This window comes from Candidatus Pelagibacter sp. Uisw_121 (assembly GCF_047722545.1).
Lineage (GTDB): Bacteria > Pseudomonadota > Alphaproteobacteria > Pelagibacterales > Pelagibacteraceae > Pelagibacter.
Genome location: NZ_CP159816.1, coordinates 546,578 through 564,187, shown reverse-complemented (window position 1 = coordinate 564,187; position 17,610 = coordinate 546,578). Strand labels below are relative to the sequence as shown.

General features: G+C 30.3%; 17 protein-coding genes and 2 tRNA genes. 7 read left to right on the top strand and 12 right to left on the bottom strand.

Annotated features, from left to right (window positions below; translation table 11 throughout):
- Window position 1 precedes the first annotated feature (1 nt).
- On the bottom strand, window positions 2-757 hold the full coding sequence (locus ABXT52_RS02925; RefSeq protein WP_415272387.1) for an ATP-binding cassette domain-containing protein: 756 nt from the start codon (window positions 755-757) through the stop codon (window positions 2-4).
- 89 nt (window positions 758-846) lie between these two features.
- Here ABXT52_RS02925 and ABXT52_RS02920 point away from each other — a divergent pair, with 89 nt between their 5' ends.
- A complete protein-coding gene (locus ABXT52_RS02920; RefSeq protein ID WP_415272386.1) occupies window positions 847-1,860 on the top strand; it encodes a zinc ABC transporter substrate-binding protein in 1,014 nt (337 codons plus the stop codon).
- Between the two features lie 82 nt (window positions 1,861-1,942).
- A complete protein-coding gene (locus ABXT52_RS02915; RefSeq protein WP_415272385.1) occupies window positions 1,943-2,164 on the top strand; it encodes a DUF6552 family protein in 222 nt (73 codons plus the stop codon).
- Here ABXT52_RS02915 and phoB read toward each other — a convergent pair.
- From phoB to ABXT52_RS02880, 7 genes are all read right to left on the bottom strand, one after another.
- Complete coding sequence (gene phoB / locus ABXT52_RS02910; RefSeq protein ID WP_415272384.1) at window positions 2,161-2,841, bottom strand: phosphate regulon transcriptional regulator PhoB; 681 nt, start codon at window positions 2,839-2,841, stop codon at window positions 2,161-2,163. The genes ABXT52_RS02915 and phoB overlap by 4 nt on opposite strands.
- A complete protein-coding gene (gene phoU, locus ABXT52_RS02905) occupies window positions 2,841-3,539 on the bottom strand; it encodes a phosphate signaling complex protein PhoU (RefSeq protein WP_415272383.1) in 699 nt (232 codons plus the stop codon). Before phoU ends, phoB begins: the two co-directional genes overlap by 1 nt.
- A gap of 2 nt (window positions 3,540-3,541) precedes the next feature.
- Complete coding sequence (gene pstB, locus ABXT52_RS02900) at window positions 3,542-4,309, bottom strand: phosphate ABC transporter ATP-binding protein PstB (protein ID WP_415272382.1); 768 nt, start codon at window positions 4,307-4,309, stop codon at window positions 3,542-3,544.
- Entirely contained in the window at window positions 4,309-5,568 is a 1,260-nt protein-coding gene (gene pstA / locus ABXT52_RS02895) for a phosphate ABC transporter permease PstA (protein ID WP_415272381.1), read from the bottom strand. Before pstA ends, pstB begins: the two co-directional genes overlap by 1 nt.
- Complete coding sequence (pstC, locus tag ABXT52_RS02890; protein WP_415272380.1) at window positions 5,561-6,961, bottom strand: phosphate ABC transporter permease subunit PstC; 1,401 nt, start codon at window positions 6,959-6,961, stop codon at window positions 5,561-5,563. Before pstC ends, pstA begins: the two co-directional genes overlap by 8 nt.
- A 116-nt stretch (window positions 6,962-7,077) precedes the next feature.
- Entirely contained in the window at window positions 7,078-8,094 is a 1,017-nt protein-coding gene (locus ABXT52_RS02885) for a substrate-binding domain-containing protein (RefSeq protein WP_415272379.1), read from the bottom strand.
- Between the two features lie 116 nt (window positions 8,095-8,210).
- The gene (locus ABXT52_RS02880) at window positions 8,211-9,254 is read right to left on the bottom strand and encodes a sensor histidine kinase (protein WP_415272378.1); all 1,044 of its coding nucleotides are present in this window, start codon (window positions 9,252-9,254) and stop codon (window positions 8,211-8,213) included.
- 82 nt (window positions 9,255-9,336) lie between these two features.
- On the opposite strand from ABXT52_RS02880, the gene ABXT52_RS02875 reads away from it, so the two are divergent.
- The 3 genes from ABXT52_RS02875 (at window position 9,337) to ABXT52_RS02865 (ending at window position 11,204) form a co-directional block, all read left to right on the top strand.
- Window positions 9,337-10,302, top strand: coding sequence for a hypothetical protein (locus ABXT52_RS02875; protein ID WP_415272377.1), 966 nt, complete (start codon window positions 9,337-9,339; stop codon window positions 10,300-10,302).
- A gap of 233 nt (window positions 10,303-10,535) precedes the next feature.
- A complete protein-coding gene (locus tag ABXT52_RS02870) occupies window positions 10,536-10,673 on the top strand; it encodes a hypothetical protein (RefSeq protein WP_415272376.1) in 138 nt (45 codons plus the stop codon).
- A 12-nt stretch (window positions 10,674-10,685) separates the two neighbouring features.
- On the top strand, window positions 10,686-11,204 hold the full coding sequence (locus ABXT52_RS02865) for a hypothetical protein (RefSeq protein ID WP_415272375.1): 519 nt from the start codon (window positions 10,686-10,688) through the stop codon (window positions 11,202-11,204).
- 3 nt (window positions 11,205-11,207) lie between these two features.
- On the opposite strand, the gene ABXT52_RS02860 is transcribed toward ABXT52_RS02865, so the two are convergent.
- The 3 genes from ABXT52_RS02860 to ABXT52_RS02850 are packed head-to-tail and all read right to left on the bottom strand — an operon-like array spanning window position 11,208 to window position 16,758.
- Window positions 11,208-12,413: a sugar phosphate nucleotidyltransferase gene (locus ABXT52_RS02860; protein WP_415272374.1), complete on the bottom strand. Its 1,206-nt coding sequence runs from the start codon at window positions 12,411-12,413 to the stop codon at window positions 11,208-11,210.
- The gene (gene ilvD / locus ABXT52_RS02855; protein ID WP_415272373.1) at window positions 12,413-14,131 is read right to left on the bottom strand and encodes a dihydroxy-acid dehydratase; all 1,719 of its coding nucleotides are present in this window, start codon (window positions 14,129-14,131) and stop codon (window positions 12,413-12,415) included. The genes ABXT52_RS02860 and ilvD overlap by 1 nt, the downstream gene beginning before the upstream one ends.
- A complete protein-coding gene (locus ABXT52_RS02850; protein ID WP_415272372.1) occupies window positions 14,131-16,758 on the bottom strand; it encodes a valine--tRNA ligase in 2,628 nt (875 codons plus the stop codon). Before ABXT52_RS02850 ends, ilvD begins: the two co-directional genes overlap by 1 nt.
- Window positions 16,759-16,886: 128 nt before the next feature.
- Here ABXT52_RS02850 and ABXT52_RS02845 point away from each other — a divergent pair.
- Both ABXT52_RS02845 and ABXT52_RS02840 read left to right on the top strand, forming a co-directional pair.
- A tRNA-Cys gene (locus ABXT52_RS02845) sits at window positions 16,887-16,960 on the top strand.
- Window positions 16,961-17,010: 50 nt separating this feature from the next.
- Window positions 17,011-17,086: transfer RNA gene (locus ABXT52_RS02840), tRNA-Asn, on the top strand.
- A 114-nt stretch (window positions 17,087-17,200) separates the two neighbouring features.
- Here ABXT52_RS02840 and ABXT52_RS02835 read toward each other — a convergent pair.
- The gene (locus ABXT52_RS02835) at window positions 17,201-17,572 is read right to left on the bottom strand and encodes a helix-turn-helix domain-containing protein (protein ID WP_415272371.1); all 372 of its coding nucleotides are present in this window, start codon (window positions 17,570-17,572) and stop codon (window positions 17,201-17,203) included.
- Between the last annotated feature and the right edge of the window lie 38 nt (window positions 17,573-17,610).

Genomic DNA, 17,610 nt, shown 5'->3' with positions numbered 1-17,610 from the left:
ATTAATGCTTCTTTTCTTTAATACTACCATCAGTAGAATGAGTATGATCATGCTTATGCTCATATACAGATAATAGTGTTGAAGCTTGGTCTCCAAATAATTCTTTATAATTTTTATTATTTGCAACATTCGTGGGAGTTCCAGAGCAACAAACATGTCCGTTTAAACAAACAACATAATCAGTTTTAGACATAACCACATTTAGATCGTGAGAAATTAATAATATTCCACAATTAAGTTCATCAGAAATTTTTTTGATTAATTCATAAAGGGCAATTTCTCCTGTAAAATCTACACCTTGAACTGGTTCATCTAAAACAAGTAAATTAGGTTTTTTTGCTATTGCTCTAGCCATTAAAACTCTTTGAAATTCTCCACCCGACAGACTTCTTAAATCATTATGCTTAAGGTGCTCTACTTCTGTTAATTTTAATGCACTTACAACCTCATCAAATTGAAGCGTTTGAGTTAAACTCATAAAATCAATTACTCTAATTGGTAACGTCCAATCAATTGATATTTTTTGGGGAACATAGCCAATTTTATTTGTGTTTTTTGTAACTTTTCCTTTAATATTTTTATGAATTCCTAATGCAATTTTTGCTGTAGTAGTTTTTCCAGAGCCGTTTGGTCCAATCAATGTTAAAATTTTACCTCTTTCAATTTCTAAAGATACATCATGGACTAACCATTTATTATCTTGAAAAATTCCAACGTTTTCTAATTTTATTAATATCTCTTTTTTATCTAAATTCATTTTATTTTAAATAACAGCTTGACTAACTAAATATGTTATATTATTACGCTTTGTTATATTATAACATTAACTTAAAGCAAATTAAAACTATGAAAAAAATACATTTAATATCAACGTTAATTGGACTATTAGCATTTTCAACATTAGCAAAAGCAGACTTAAAAGTTGTAACATCTATTAAACCTATCCATTCATTGGCTAGTTATATAATGGATGGTGTAGGTTCGCCAGGATTAATAGTTGATGGTTATAATTCACCTCATAGTTTTCAGTTAAAACCCTCTCACGCTAAAATGTTAGAACAGGCAGATATCATATTTTGGATTGGGGAAGACTTAGAAAATTTTTTAGAAAAACCGTTAGCTACAATTGCTAAAAAAGCTGAAAAGATTGAATTACTAGAAATTAAAGGCATTAAGAAATTAAAATTTAGAGAAAGAAATATTTTTGAAGAACATGATGATGATCATGGCCACGACGCTAAGAAAGAAGAACATGATGATGACGATGATCATGGGCACGACGCTAAGAAAGAAGAACATGATGATGACGATGATCATGGGCACGACGCTAAGAAAGAAGAACATGATGATCATGGGCACGGCGAATATGATCCACACATTTGGTTAGATCCAATTAATGCAAAAGTTATATTAAGTGAGATAACTGAGCATTTAATTGAAAATGATTCCAAAAATGCATCTACTTACAAATCTAATTTAGCTAAAGCATTAGCTGAAATTGATAAGCTAATAATTGATGTAATTACTGAGACTAATACGGACCTTAATTACGTAGTATTTCATGATGCGTATCAATATTATGAAAATAGATTTAATGTAAATATACTTGGAGCAATGACTGTTAATCCTGATGTTATGCCTGGTGCAGAACAAATTCATGAAATTCATGAAGTCATTGAACATGATAACGTAAGTTGCATATTGTCAGAGCCTCAATTTAATCCTGATATAATCAAATCTATTGCCAAAGATACAAGTGTAAAAACTGGTGTCTTGGATCCACTAGGTGCCAATCTAAAACCAGGAAAAGATTTATATTTTGATTTAATCAGAAATATGTCGGCTTCATTTAATTGCTAATATTATTTAGTAATTAAATAAAGATTTCAGTCTCTTCTATATTGTAATAAAATCCCAATAAAACTTACATATAGAGGAGACTATGTTTATTAAAAAATACCTTAAATGGATCAGTACTGCTTTAGTATTAACTGGAATATTATTAACTAATTTAAATATTTACCCTATTAACATCTACTTCCATGGTCTTGGAGTTATTGGTTGGACGATAGCCGGTTTTATATCAAAAGATAAGGCTATATTAACAAACTTTGGATTACAGATACCACTGTTCTTAATAGGGATTTATAAAATAATACTTTAACTCAAAGAATAACCTGCTGATCTAACAGTTCTAATTAACTCTTTTGTTCCTTTGATATTAATAGTTTGTCTCAATCTTCTTATGTGAACATCAACTGTTCTTGTTTCTACATTAATATTGTTAGTCCAAATATTTTCCAGAATTAGATCTCTTGAATAAACACGTTTAGGATTTTTAATAAAAAAATTAATTAAAGCATATTCTTTAGGGCCTAAATGAATTTCTTTATTTTTTCTAAAAACACGACGTGTTATTCTATCAACTTTAAGATCTTCAAATTCAATAATATCAGAAATCAGTGAGGGTTTGGATCTTCGAAGCAACGCTTTTATTCTTGCAAGCAATTCTGGGAAGCTAAATGGTTTAGTTATATAGTCATCTGCACCGGAGTTTAATCCTTTAACTTTATCTTCATTTTCACCTTTAGCAGTTAGTATAATAATTGGAATATTTTTAAAATTTTTTTCTTTTTTTAAACTTTTACAAATTTCTACACCTGAAAAATCTGGTAGCATCCAATCTAACAAAACAAGATCAGGAGATAATCTTTTAATATCTTCAATGCCATCATTTCCATTGTCTGAAAATGAAACTTTATAACCTTCCTTTTCAAGATTATACTTAACAAGGGTGATAATAGGTTGTTCGTCCTCTACAATATGAATACTAACACTCATTAGTTGGGATCAAAATCCTTACCTTTTGGTCTAGCACCCTCTATGTGCTCTCCTTCAATCAGATAAAACAAAGCTTCGGCTATATTGGTTATGTGATCCCCCGCTCTTTCAATATTTTTAGTAACAAATAATAAGTGCGTTGCTAAATCTAAATTTTTAGTATCTGTGCTTAAAAATTTTGCAACTTCATTCATAGCGATATGTGTTAGGTCGTCAACTTTTTCATCTGATTTCCAAATTTTAACAGCAGCTTCTTTTGATTGATTAAGATATGCATCTAAAACATCTTTTAGTTGCCTTTGAACTAACTCTCCCAATCTCTTTAAACTAGAAATTAATTCCTCAGGAAGATTGTGTGGTAAAGGTTTGATCTTTTTAGCAACACTTTTTGCTAAATCACCAATACGCTCAAGATCACTTGAGATTTTTAAGGTTGAAATAGTTAACCTTAAATCTATTGCCATAGGAGCTCTTTTAACAAGTACCGTTACAATCTGCTCTTCAATAGTTGCTCTTAATTCATTAATTTTTTCATCGTTCTTAATTATATTTTCAGCAGCTTCTTTATCAACTTTGATGATGGCTTCCATTGAGTTTGATAGTTGAGTTTCGACTAAGCTACCCATTTTAATTAAATTATCATTTAAACTTTGTAACTCATCCTCGTAGGATTTTACGATATGTGTGATATCTGACATAATTAACCAAACCTTCCTGTAATATAATCCTGGGTCATTTTATTTCCAGGATTTTTAAATATTTTCTCTGTTGTATCTACTTCAATTATTTTCCCTAAATGGAAAAAACCAGTTCTTTGAGAAACTCTTACGGCTTGTGACATTGAATGAGTAACAATAACTATTGTATAACTTTTTTTAAGTTCATCAATTAATTCTTCAATTTTAGCAGTTGCAATAGGATCTAGCGCTGAACACGGTTCATCCATTAAAATTACCTCAGGATTAACTGAAATGGCTCTTGCGATACATAATCTTTGTTGCTGACCCCCAGATAAACCTGTGCCTGGTTCATTTAATCTATCTTTAACTTCATTCCATAAAGCAGCTTTTTTTAAACTATTCTCAATAATTTCATCCATATCAGTTTTGTTTTCAGCTAAGCCGTGGATAGTAGGACCGTAAGCAATATTATCATAAATACTTTTCGGAAAAGGGTTAGGTTTTTGAAAAACCATTCCAATTTTCTCTCGAAGCCCTACAACATCAAGGTTTTTATCAATAATTTCTTCATTATCGATTGTGATCGACCCCTCAATTTTACAAATATCGATGACATCATTCATTCTATTAATACATCTAATAAAAGTGGATTTACCACATCCTGAAGGTCCAATTAAAGCCGTAACTTCTTTACTATGTATATCTAAATCAACATTGAAGAGTGCTTGTTTCTCTCCATAATAAACATTCAAATTACTACTTTTGATTTTTATTTTATTATTTATCATTACCACTTCCTTTCAAATTTTTGTCTTAAATAAACTGCTATAAAATTTAACGTAATCAAAAAACTTAAAAGAACCATAATGGTTGCTGAAGTTTTTTCTACGAACCCTCTTTCTGCTTGTTCAGACCATAAATAAACTTGTACTGGCAATGATGCTGATGGATCAGTTGGAATAGATGGAATATCAACCACAAAGGCGACCATACCAATTAATATTAAAGGTGCTGTCTCTCCTAAAGCTTGTGCTAATCCAATAATAGTTCCGGACAAAGTTCCTGGTATTGCAAGAGGTACCACATGATGCATAACAGATTGTACTTTAGAGGCACCAATTGCAAGAGCCCCCTCTCTTATTGAAGGTGGTACTGCTTTAAGTGATGCTCTACATGGAATAATAATTCTAGGTAAGGTCATTAACGCTAAAGTAATCCCTGCAACTAATGGAGTTGATCTTGGTAGATGAAATGTACCCAGTAAAATTCCCAAACCTAATAATCCAAACACAATGGATGGTACTGCTGCTAAATTGTTTATATTAATTTCTATAAAATCAGTAATTTTATTTTTTGGAGCAAACTCTTCTAAATAAATTGAAGCTGCAATAGCGATTGGAAAAGATAATAATAAAGTTATTACAATAGTAAAAAATGAACCCACTAAGGCACCACCAATACCAGCTAATTCTGGATTTCTAGAATCTCCTTTGGTAAATAAATATGAGTTAAATATTTTATCAACTTTACCTTCATTAACTAATTCATCATAAAGATTTAATTGAAAATTATTAATCCGTCTTCGCTCTTCGGGTAGTTCTCTTGGATAGTTGCCTTTGTGTAGTTGGTCGATATCATCGGATGCTGTTAGTTTTAATAAAACAGTTTGGTTTAAAATATTTGGATTATTGATTAAAAAACGTCTTATTTCATATTCATAATCTGGACTAAATAAGTTAATTAATGACTTTTCTTCTTTTAAACCATTAACATTTTTCACATTAATAATATTATCGATCGCTAAATCATAATAGTCTGCATCTTCTAAATCTTCAGCATTATGTGTTTCACTTAATTCTAAAGTATCTGCATTAAAGTTCACCTCAACATCAATTGTTGTTTTTAAAAAAGCACTACTACCTTTTGAAAAAATAGCATTTAGTAGAAAAAATACGAAGAAAATTGCCAATAACACAGAAGCTAGACCATACAACCTAAACCGTTTCTCTGCATTGTGACGTTTTTTTAATCGTTTTTCTTTATTCATATTTTTCTCTATATTTTTTAACAAACCTTAGAGCTATGTAATTTAAAATTAACGTTGCAAAGAAAAGAGTTAATCCCAATGCAAAAGCAGATTGAGTTTTTGGACTGTCAAATTCTTGGTCACCAATTAAAAGCATTACAATTTGAGTAGTGATCGTAGTGGTCGACTTTAGAGGGTTAATTGTTAAATTGGCTGCTAAACCAGCGGCCATAACTACAATCATTGTTTCACCTATAGCTCTTGATACTGCTAATAAAACTGAACCCACAATCCCTGGTAATGCTGCGGGTATCACAACCCTTTTAATGGTTTCCGATTTAGTTGCACCAATTGCGTAAGATCCATCTCTTAATGATTGAGGAACTGCATTAATTACATCATCAGATAAGGATGACACATAGGGAATAATCATAACTCCCATCACTAACCCTGCAGCAAGAGCACTCTCTGAAGAAACTTCTAAGCCTAACTTTTCCCCAACTTCTCTAAAAAAAGGACCAACTGTAAGGGCTGCAAAAAAACCATAAACTACAGTTGGAATACCAGCAAGGATTTCAATAATAGGTTTAGAATATTTTCTAACTTTTGAGCTTGCATACTCTGCCATATAAATTCCTGAAAACAATCCAATGGGAACAGCTACTATCATTGCAATCAGGGCTATGAAGGCTGTACCAGCAAATAATGGTACAGAACCAAAAGCACCTTTTAAATTTTCATACTCTAAAGTAGTAATTGCTGAAGCATCACTAACGAATGCTCTTTGTGGACTCCATGACATTCCAAATAAAAAATCAAAAATATTAATTGCTGAAAAGAATTTTATACTCTCAAATAATAGTGAGAAAATAATTCCCATCGTTGTTAATATAGCAACTAAAGAGCATGCAAAAAGTAATCCTGTTAAAATTTTTTCAACATCATGTCTTGCTTTATTATTTTTTGAAATTCTCATAATTCCATATGAGATAGTTGCAATCAATGTTGATAATAATAAAACAATTTTAGAACTTTGAGCTATTACATGAAATGATTCATAATTTTTAACTCCCAATATAATTTCTTCAGTTAAAGTTCCTGAAAAATTTCCTTCATAGAGAGATCTAATTTTTTGATATATTAAATTAAGCTGATCACTCGAATAATTTAAATCATTTTGAGCTAGGGTTTGTGATATCAAAAGTTTGATAATAGTGGGTTCAAATATAGACCAAAGTAATAATATAACTAAAGCAGGTATTGCACACCACAATGCTAAATAATAACCATAATAATTTGGCAATGCATTAATTTTTATAGATTGGGTAGATGTAATCGTTCTAATTCTTGAACGTCCATATAAAAATGACAAGTAACTAAATATTGTAACCAACAATAAAATTATAATGTTCATTGCCAATATATTATGATTTTAATGTTACAGTTTTATTACAATTTTAAACTAGAAATTGAATAAACAAAAAAAGGCCAGATTTAATTCTGGCCTTAATCGTATTTAAATAATCTAAATTAATTAGTACTAATAGTTTTTAACTCTATCGCAGCAGATCTAACAGCATCATATTGTTCTTTAGCTAAAGGTACTAAACCAATTTCACCTAAATAACCTCTTGGTCCCATTGCTTTTTTTGACGTAAAATCTTTTAAGAATGCATCAATTCCAGGAACTACTCCAATATGTGCTTTCTTTACATAAAAGAATAAAGGTCTAGCAATTGGATAAGAGTAATCCTGAATGCCTTCAAGACTTGGTTGAACACCCTCTATTGCTGCAGCTTTAACTTTATCTCTGTTGGCGACTAAATAACTATAACCAAAAAAGCCGTACGCATCAGGATTTGATGCAAGTTTTTGCACAATCAAAGTGTCATTTTCACCAGCTTCTACTGCATAACCATCTTCTCTCATCTTAGTGCATTCACTTTTAGCTTTATCACCAAAAAGTTCTTTAGCTCCTACTGAACAACCTTTACTCATTACCAATGAATTCCAAGCATCTCTTGTACCTGATGTTGGTGGAGCTATAAGAATTTCTATTTTTTTAGAAGGTAGAGATGGATCAATGTCGCTCCATTGCTTGTATGGGTTTGCAACTAATTTTCCATCTACATCTACTTCGTTTGCAAGGGCTCTCCATAATTGTTCTTTAGTAAAGTCTGCATCTGGTGAATTTGCTGCGTGAGCAAATGAAATACCATCATTTCCTACATTGATTTCAATAATTTCTGTTACTCCATTTTTAACACATAAATCTATTTCTTTAGATTTTATTGCTCTAGATGCATTGGTAATGTCTGCGTGATCCGTACCAACACCAGCACAAAATAATTTCATACCACCACCCGTTCCTGTACTTTCAATTACAGGGGTTTTAAATTTTCCTGTTTTACCAAAATTTTCAGCAACAACAGTTGCATAAGGATAAACAGTTGATGATCCCACTATTCGAATTTGATCTCTTGCTTGAACATTTGATTCAAATAACATCACAGTCAAGATTGATAAAACAATTTTAATATTTTTCATTTTTTATTTGTCCTTTGTTTATTTATATTCAGCACTTATAGAATTTTTGTATTTCAATTTTATTACAAATTTATGAAACTTTTATGACAAAGGATATATTGATATTTTATAAAATTTTATATTTTTGGAAATTCAATGGTAAATTCAGTGCCTTCTCCATCGGTACTAATAATATCCATAGTTGCACGATGTTGGTTTACTATATGTTTAACAATAGCTAGCCCTAAACCTGTACCACCTCCATCTTTGCTTCTTGCAGGATCTACCCTGAAAAAGCGTTCAGTGATTCGTGGTAAATATTTTTTAGGAATTCCTACACCCTGGTCTTTAACAGAAAATAAAAAAATATCTTTTTTATTAATCAAAGATATTTTAATAATAGTATTAGCTTCACTATACTTGTATGCATTGTTGATTAAATTAGTAAAAATTTCTATTAATCTACTTCTGTCCCCAAACATTTTATAAACATTGTCTGCAATATTACTTTCTATCTTTATCTTTTTTTTCTTAATTAACTCTAAATTTAATTCAATCACATGATTGATTATTTCCTTTAAGTCTACTTCACTAGTAGGTCGAATATGTTCTTGCAATTCAATTTTTGACAATGAAAGTAAATCATTAATCAAACTTTCCATTCGTTCAGTTTGTTGAAGCATAATGGGTAGAAACTGTTTTTGAACTTCAAAATCTTTTGAGGCATGACCATCATTTATTGTTTCTAATCCTAACTTAATTGACTGTAGGGGTGTTCTTAATTCATGAGAAACATTTGCAACAAAATCAGATTTGAACTTTTGAGTTTTATAAATCTCTGTTAAATCTTTTAAAAAAATCATTACTGATTGATCTTGGTTGCAAAGTTTTGAGGGTCCGGGAATGATATTTGCTTTAAAAAATTCAAAATTTGGTAATTTAATTTCAATATCAACAATTTGAGTTTTCTTTGTATTTATTGCTATATCGATACTTTCTAAAAGATTTGCATCCCTTAAAATTAATGAAATATTTTTTCCATCAATATCATTTCCAAATCTTGTAAAGGCACTTTTATTTGCACAACAAACATTTCTAGATTTATCAAGGATGATTACCTGATCGATCATTTCATCAATAAATGTCATTTCTTGAAAGCTTGTTTTACTTAGAGAACTCATAATTTTAAAACCACAGGTAGCATTATAACTTCAAAATTAAATTTGTAATTAATAATTAACTATATAAAACAAAAAATATTACATGACACTTACCTTAATTTACACAATTGTTGGTTTTGCTTTAGCGGGATATAGCGTTATAGCAAATGATTCAATTCAAACGCTTGGAACATTTATAGCGTCAAAACAAAAATGGTTTAAATGGTATACGCTAGCAAGCGCTGCTTCATTTGTGATGATACTTGCAATCACATGGGGCTGGTACAGTAATGCTGGTGATATATCTTATGGAAGATTAACTAGAATTCCTTTCCAAGAAATACAGTGGTATCATGCTGTGGCTCCTGGAATACTTTTAGTATTAACAAGAATAGGCATACCTGTTTCAACTACCTTTTTAGTACTATCAGCATTTGCATCAACTGTAGTTCTTGAAAAAATGCTTATGAAGAGTGTTGTAGGATATGGCTTAGCAGCTGTTGCAGCATACATTTGTTGGATAGTAGTATCTAAATTTATCAATGAGAAATTTGATGAAGTTGAAGATAAATGGATAGGTTTTTGGAGAAACTCTGTATGGGTAACTTCTGCTTGGTTATGGTGGGTTTGGTTATCTCACGACGTAGCTAATATAGCCGTATATCTTCCAAGACAAATAGATGTAAATTTATTATTAATTGTTCTTGCATATTTTACAGCTCTTCTTTTTTATATCTTCTACATAAACGGAGGAACAATTCAAAAAGTTGTTTTAGATAAAACTGGAACTAGATACGCAAGATCAGCAACAATAATTAATGTGATTTATGCTGCTGTTCTTTACTACTTTAAAGAACTTAATGATTTACCAATGTCAACAACATGGGTATTTGTTGGTTTGTTGTGTGGTAGAGAGTTAGCAATATCTACAATGAATAAGGACTACAAGTTTAAGTATGTCTTTCCTTTGATTGGTAAAGACTTCCTTAAAATGACTGTAGGATTAACGGTGTCAGTAGCAATTGTACTTGCAATTCACTACATCATTATTCCAAATAATTGGTTTTAAATATTAATTATGTGGTCGTATTAATATTATTTAATACGGCCATATTTGTTTTTAAAAAAAGTTTAAAAAGATCTCTACTTAATTAAATAAGTTTAAAATAGCTGAACACTTGTAGAACTTTATCTAATTCTGCGGTATAGTTATTTCTCAAATCTCCGCAATCATTTCAGCTATCTGCTGACCATCAAAAAATAAATTTAACAATTTAAAGTGTCAAAATTATGTTTTTGAAAATGATAAAAATACTCTGTTTTATGGGCATACATGACTACAAAACGTTAAATATTGAGTTTGGTTTTGGACCAACAGATAGAGTTACAACACTTGAGTGCAAAAGATGTGGTTTCACTACAATTAAAGGAGGTAAATAAAAAATACTTGTCATGAAAAGTATTGAAAGAAATATAGATATAAGAAGATATCTTAATTGGTCAAGAATAGTTAAGGGCAAACCCGTACATATAAGGTTGTATGAATTAATTTATTACGAATTACTTATAATGTGGTTTGAGATGAATAAACCTCCTTTAAGAAGATTAATTTATGAAACTATTAACTCTCATGACTTTGAAGAAAATTTTATTAGAGGAAAAATTTTTCAAAAATATATAGATGAGGTTTTAGAAACACCATGTGAAGATGGTTCTGGATATTATAACCCTGACTCAAGAGAAATTCTAACAGAAGTTAATATTAAAGAATTATATGATATTAAATTTTTGATAAAAGACGAATTGGATAATGTAAAAATGATTGATAGATACAATGGGATATTCACATTTTGTAAAATTTATGAAAAATGGTGTTTAGAAAAAAAAGCTAAACAAGTTGAAGATATAACAAAAAAAGAAAGATTTGACGTAACATCAGATCTGCCATTAAAAATTTCTGAAAAACCTTAAAATCTATTTTACTCTGCCGTATACGTCTTGATACCTAACAATATCACTCTCTTTTAAAATTGAGCCAACTTGAGCTTCAATAATCTTAACGGGTTTATTACCAGGATTTTCAATTCTATGAACTGCCTCTAATGGAATAAATATATGATCATTTTGTTTTTTAGAAAAACTATCTTTATTAAGTATAATTTTAGGCGTTCCTTGAGTTACCAGCCAGTGTTCTGATCTATGATGATGTTTTTGTAAACTTAATATACCTTTTGGTTTAACGTATAACTCTTTAATTAAAAAACCTTTGCCTTCAAACAAATTAACGTACCTACCCCAAGGTCGATAATAAACATTTTTTTTCTTGTAATATTTATTCTTATTTTTGTCATACATTTTTAAGATCTCTTTCCAGCTACCGAGATCTGACCAAGGTATGTCTAATTTAATAGCATTAATTTGTTTAGTTTTTTCTAAAATTGCATAATCAAAAGACTTTACTGTAGCTTTTTCAAATGAAGCTTTATTTAAGTAATAAGTATTATCCTTAAGTTTAGCTTTTGAAACAGCATTAACACAATTTTTATATATTGTAGGTTGGTATTTTTTAAAGTTATTAATTATTGAAACTTTTTTTAAAAAAAACATACCAGAATTCCAATAACCTTTTTGTTTAATCACTTGTATGGCTTTATCTTCTTTAGGTTTTTCAATAAATTTTGTTACTTTATTAATACTTCTTTTAACTTTTTTTGTTAAAAAATATCCATATTCACTTGATGGAGATGTTGGTTTAATCCCAAAGATGAATATATTTTGGTCTGTTAAATTAGTTTTATTTTTATTAATGGCTTTATTAAAGATACTAGCTTTTTCTATTAAGTGATCTGCTGCAAAAAACATTAACGGTTGCTCATTTGGAATGTCTTTAATTAGTGCAGATGCAAGAATTGCTGGTGCTGTATTTCTTTTTGCAGGTTCTAAAACAATTTTATATTTACTTATCTTGTGTTTCTTAAGATGTTTTTTTACCTCTTTTAAATATTTAAGATTTGTACTTATAATCGGTGCATCAAAAGTCGAAGATTTAACTCTATCAAGAGTTTTTCCTAATAAAGTCCAATTACCAAAATCAATAAATTGTTTTGCTTGATGATTTTTAGAATTAGGCCAAAGTCTAGTTCCTGCTCCGCCACATAATATAACGGGTCTAATTTTCATTAAATATCAGCGTAAACTTTTACTTCTTTTCTTTTACCTGGATGTGTTGGAGCACCCAAATAGGCAGGACCTACTGTTTGAGCATATTTCCAAATAGTACCAGATCCAAAGCTTGATTTTTTTGCTTTCCAATTCTTATGTCTTGTGGCTAATTGTGATCTAGTTAATCTAACGTTAATGGTTCCTTTTTTAGCATCTATATCAATTACATCACCATTACGTAAAAGAGCTAAAGGGCCGCCTAAGGCCGCCTCAGGGCCAACATGACCCACACAAAAGCCTCTCGTAGCCCCTGAAAACCTACCATCTGTAATTAGGGCAACCTTCTCACCCATACCTTGACCATAAATAGCACCTGTAGTTGACAGCATTTCTCTCATACCCGGCCCCCCAACTGGTCCTTCATAACGAATAATAATTACATCACCTGCTTTATATTTTTTATTTTGTACACAAGCCATTGCTGCTTCTTCATTATCAAAACATCTAGCTTTACCAGTAAACTGTAATTTTTTTAAACCAGCAATTTTAACAATTCCACCATCGGGAGCTAAATTGCCTTTAAGACCAACAACACCACCATCTGGTGATAAAGGGTTATCATAAGCTCTTAAAACTTTTTGTTTAGGGTTAAATTTAATATTTTTTAAATTTTGTTTCATTGTTTTTCCAGTAACGGTCATACAGTCTCCATGAATAAAACCACCATCAAAAAGAGTTTTTAATAACATAGGAACTCCACCTGCTAACCACATATCTTTTGCAACATATTTTCCACCTGGTTTTAAATCAGCAAGGTAAGGAGTTTTTTTAAAAATTTTAGCTACATCCATTAAATCAAACTTAATTCCAATTTCATTAGCAATAGCAGGTAAATGTAACGCTGCATTAGTTGAACCCCCTGTAGCAGCAACGATTGTTGCAGCATTTTCTAAAGATTTTTTGGTAACAATGTCTCTTGGTCGAATATTTTTTTGTAATAAATTCATTACAGTCTTTCCACTCAATAAAGCATACTTATCTCTTTCTTCATAAGGAGCAGGTGTTCCGGCTGAATAAGGCAAGGCTAAACCAATAGCTTCAGAAACACAGGCCATAGTATTTGCAGTAAATTGTCCTCCACATGCACCAGCACTTGGACATGCAACAAGTTCTAATTTTCTTAATTCTTTATCAGACATTTGTCCTGCTGAATGTTTTCCAACAGCTTCAAAAACATCAACAACAGTTACATCTTTGCCTTTGTATTGACCTGGAAGTATTGAGCCACCATAAATAAATACACTTGGAACATTTAATCTAACCATTGCCATCATTAATGCAGGTAAAGATTTATCACATCCAGCAATACCAACTAGTGCATCATAACAATGACCACGTACAGTAAGTTCAGTTGAGTTGGCAATTACCTCACGAGAAATTAAAGATGACTTCATTCCCTCATGACCCATCGCAATACCATCAGTTACTGTAATCGTACAAAATTCTCTAGGAGTTCCACCTGAAGCTCTAACACCTTTTTTAACAGATTGAGCTTGTCTCATTAGTGCAATATTACAAGGGGCAGCTTCATTCCAAGTTGACACAACACCAACAAATGGTTTTGCTACATCTTTTTCAGTTTCACCCATCGCATAATAAAAAGATCTGTGTGGAGCTCTATCAGCACCTAACGAAGTATGTCTGCTTGGTAATTTTTTTTTGTTAAATTTTGCCATTATATACCCTTTATAGTTATTGATATTCTCTCAACATCATTTTTTAAATTATTATAATTATTTTTTTCCTGGTCAACAATATCTTTTGGTGCTCTATCAACAAAGCTTTTATTAGCTAATCTTTCTGATATCTTGTTCATTTCTTCTTGGTATTTATCTTGTCTTGTAGTTAAGTTTTTTTTAATTAATTCTAAATCAACATCTTCATCAAAATATACTTTAAATAGATCTCCAGAAACCATCAATGTAGCAGTTGGTTTATCTAAATCTTTATTATGTAAGTTTTTGATACGACCAAGTTTTTTTAGAATAATTTCATTTTCAGTAAAAAATGATTGTTCTTTTTTGCTAACACTCTCTACTGAAATATCTATAAATGACCCAGGGCTTACACTTAATTCATTTTTAAATGATCTTAATTCAGAAACTATACTAATAATTTTTTCAACTTGATTGGTAGATGTATCTCTTTCAAGCTCTCCAGAAGGCCAATTAGCTAACATTAGAAAATCTTTACCTGACTTATCAAATTTATTATTTAACCAAATTTCTTCTGTAACGAATGGAATAAATGGGTGTAATAATATTAATATTTGCTTGAATATATAAGCTGATACTTGTCTTACTTCATCTTTTGCTTTTTCGTCCTCTGAAAATAGTATTGTTTTAGAGAGTTCTAAATACCAATCACAATAAGAGTGCCAAGTAAATTGATAAGCATTTTTTGCAGCTTCATCAAATCTGTAATCTTTTAGGTTTTTTTCAATTTTATTCTTAGTTTCTATAAGTTCAGCATAAATCCATTTGTTAATATTAATTGATAGACTTGGTTTTTCTTCGACTTTAGAAAAGTCACAATTATTGGTAATTAAAAAATTGTTTGCATTCCATAATTTATTTAAAAAATTTCTATAACCTTTAACTCTATCTTCAGAAAGTTTTACATCAGTTCCAGGTGATGCCATTGATAGTAAAGTAAATCTTAGAGCATCTGCACTATATTTTTCAATCAAATCTAAAGGGTTAATTACGTTTCCCTTAGATTTTGACATTTTTTGTCCCTTCTCATCTTTAACAAGCGCGTGAACATAAATATCTTTAAAAGGTTCTTTGTCTAGAAACTCCATTCCGAACATAATCATACGTGCCACCCAAAAAAATATAATATCAAACCCTGTAACAAGAACTGATGTTGGGTAAAATTTATCAACATATTCTTTATTGTCAGGCCACCCTAATGTAGCAAAAGGCCATAGGCCTGATGAAAACCAAGTATCTAATACATCTGGATCACGAATTAAATCTACTTCTTTATTATAGAATTTTTTGGCTTCAGCTCTTGCTTCATCTTCATTTATTGCAACAAAGATTTTTTTATCTGGACCATACCATGCTGGTATTTGATGTCCCCACCAAAGCTGTCTTGAAATACACCACGGCTCAATATTATTCATCCATTGAAAATAAGTCTTTGACCAATTAGCAGGAAAAAAATTAGTTTTTTTTGAGTTAACGATATCTTTAGCTTTAACTGACAATTTTTTTGCATCTACAAACCATTGTTCTGTTAAAAAAGGTTCAATTATCGAGTTAGATCTGTCCCCATAAGGAACTTTATTCTTTATATTTTCCTCCTTAACAAAAAATTCTTTTTCTTTAAGTTCTTTTAAAATTCTTTTTCTAGCTTCAAATCTATCAAGTCCAATATATTCTTTAGGAGTATTTTCATTTACTTTACCACCTTCAGTAAAGATATTTATAATTTCTAAATTATTTCTCTGTCCAACCTCATAGTCATTAAAATCATGGGCAGGTGTTATTTTTAAAGCACCAGTTCCCATTTCTGGATCAGCATAATCGTCTGCAATAATTTTTATTTTTCTTCCAACAATTGGAACTGTTACAAATTTACCAACCAAATGTTTAAATCGATCATCTTTTGGATTTACAGCGATTGCAGTATCGCCCAACATGGTCTCAGGTCTAGTAGTTGCTATAGTTATGAAATTACTAGAACCATCAATTGGATATTGAATATAATAAATCTTAGAATTAACCTCTCTTTGATCCACTTCTAAATCTGATATGGCGGTTTTTAAAACTGTGTCCCAATTAACTAGTTTTTTATCTTTATAAATTAAACCTTTTTTGTGGAGTTCTACAAAAACTTTTAAAACTGATTTTGAAAGGTTTTCATCCATTGTAAAAGCATTTCTTGACCAATCACAAGAGCAACCCAATTTTTTAAGTTGATTTAAGATGATATCACCATGCTCTTCCTTCCATTCCCAAACTTTTTCTATAAATTTTTCTCTTCCGATTTCATTTTTATCAATACCTTCAGCAAACAATTTTTTCTCAACTAAAGCCTGTGTAGCAATACCAGCATGGTCTGTTCCTGGTTGCCATAAGGTTTCATAATTATTCATACGGTGATATCTAACTAAAAGATCTTGAATTGAATTATTCAAAGCGTGACCCATATGAAGGCTACCCGTTACATTGGGTGGAGGTATAACTACTGAAAATTGTTTCTTATTTTTTGTAGGTTTAAATAAATTATTTTTTTCCCAATAAGAATAAATCTTATCTTCAACGTCTGTATGTATGTATTTATCGTTACTCATAGATGATTATAAGTTTATAATTTAATAATATGAATTAACAATAATCATTTTGAAGGCTTATTTGGTAGACTAATTTAATATATTTAATATATAAAAGGCTCTCTATTTGTTTAAAATTAAGATGAGAAGGCAACGTGGCGGAATGGTTACGCAGAGGATTGCAAATCCTTGTATCCCAGTTCGATTCTGGGCGTTGCCTCCAAAAAAAATCTTGTGTTACTCTTAAAAAAAAGTAAGTTGTGTTTTTGATATTCCTCGGTAGCTCAGTTGGTAGAGCAGTTGACTGTTAATCAATTGGTCGCAGGTTCGAGTCCTGCCCGAGGAGCCAAATAAAATATCTTATCTATTTTTTTCTAAATTTTATCTAAAGAAAATTTTTAAATTATCAGAATACTTATTCAAAATATTTAAACTAAGTTGGGGTCCTAAACTAATATTTGTACTAGCCTACTTTTGAAATTCCAATATTTGAAGCTTGTAAAGATTTACTAAACTTTAGTTTTTGATCATTATTAAGCTCAGAATATAATTTAACTAAAAAATTATAATTTATATTCATATGACCTTCTTGAGATCTTTCTAAATTTAATAGATATTCTGAAAAATCTTCAAAAAAATAATTTACTGGAACTTTTAAATAGTTTGCTAACTGAAGAAGTCTTATTGAGCTAACCCCATTAGTTCCTTTTTCATATTTTTGAATTTGTTGAAATGTAACATTAATTGCTTTTGCTACTTTTGTTTGTGTAAGACCTAAAGCTAATCTTCTTAGCTTTAATTTGTTACCTAAGTGTTTATTAAAATTATCTTCCATTAAGACCCCTCTTAAAGTTTGTTTAAAAAGCCTATTCA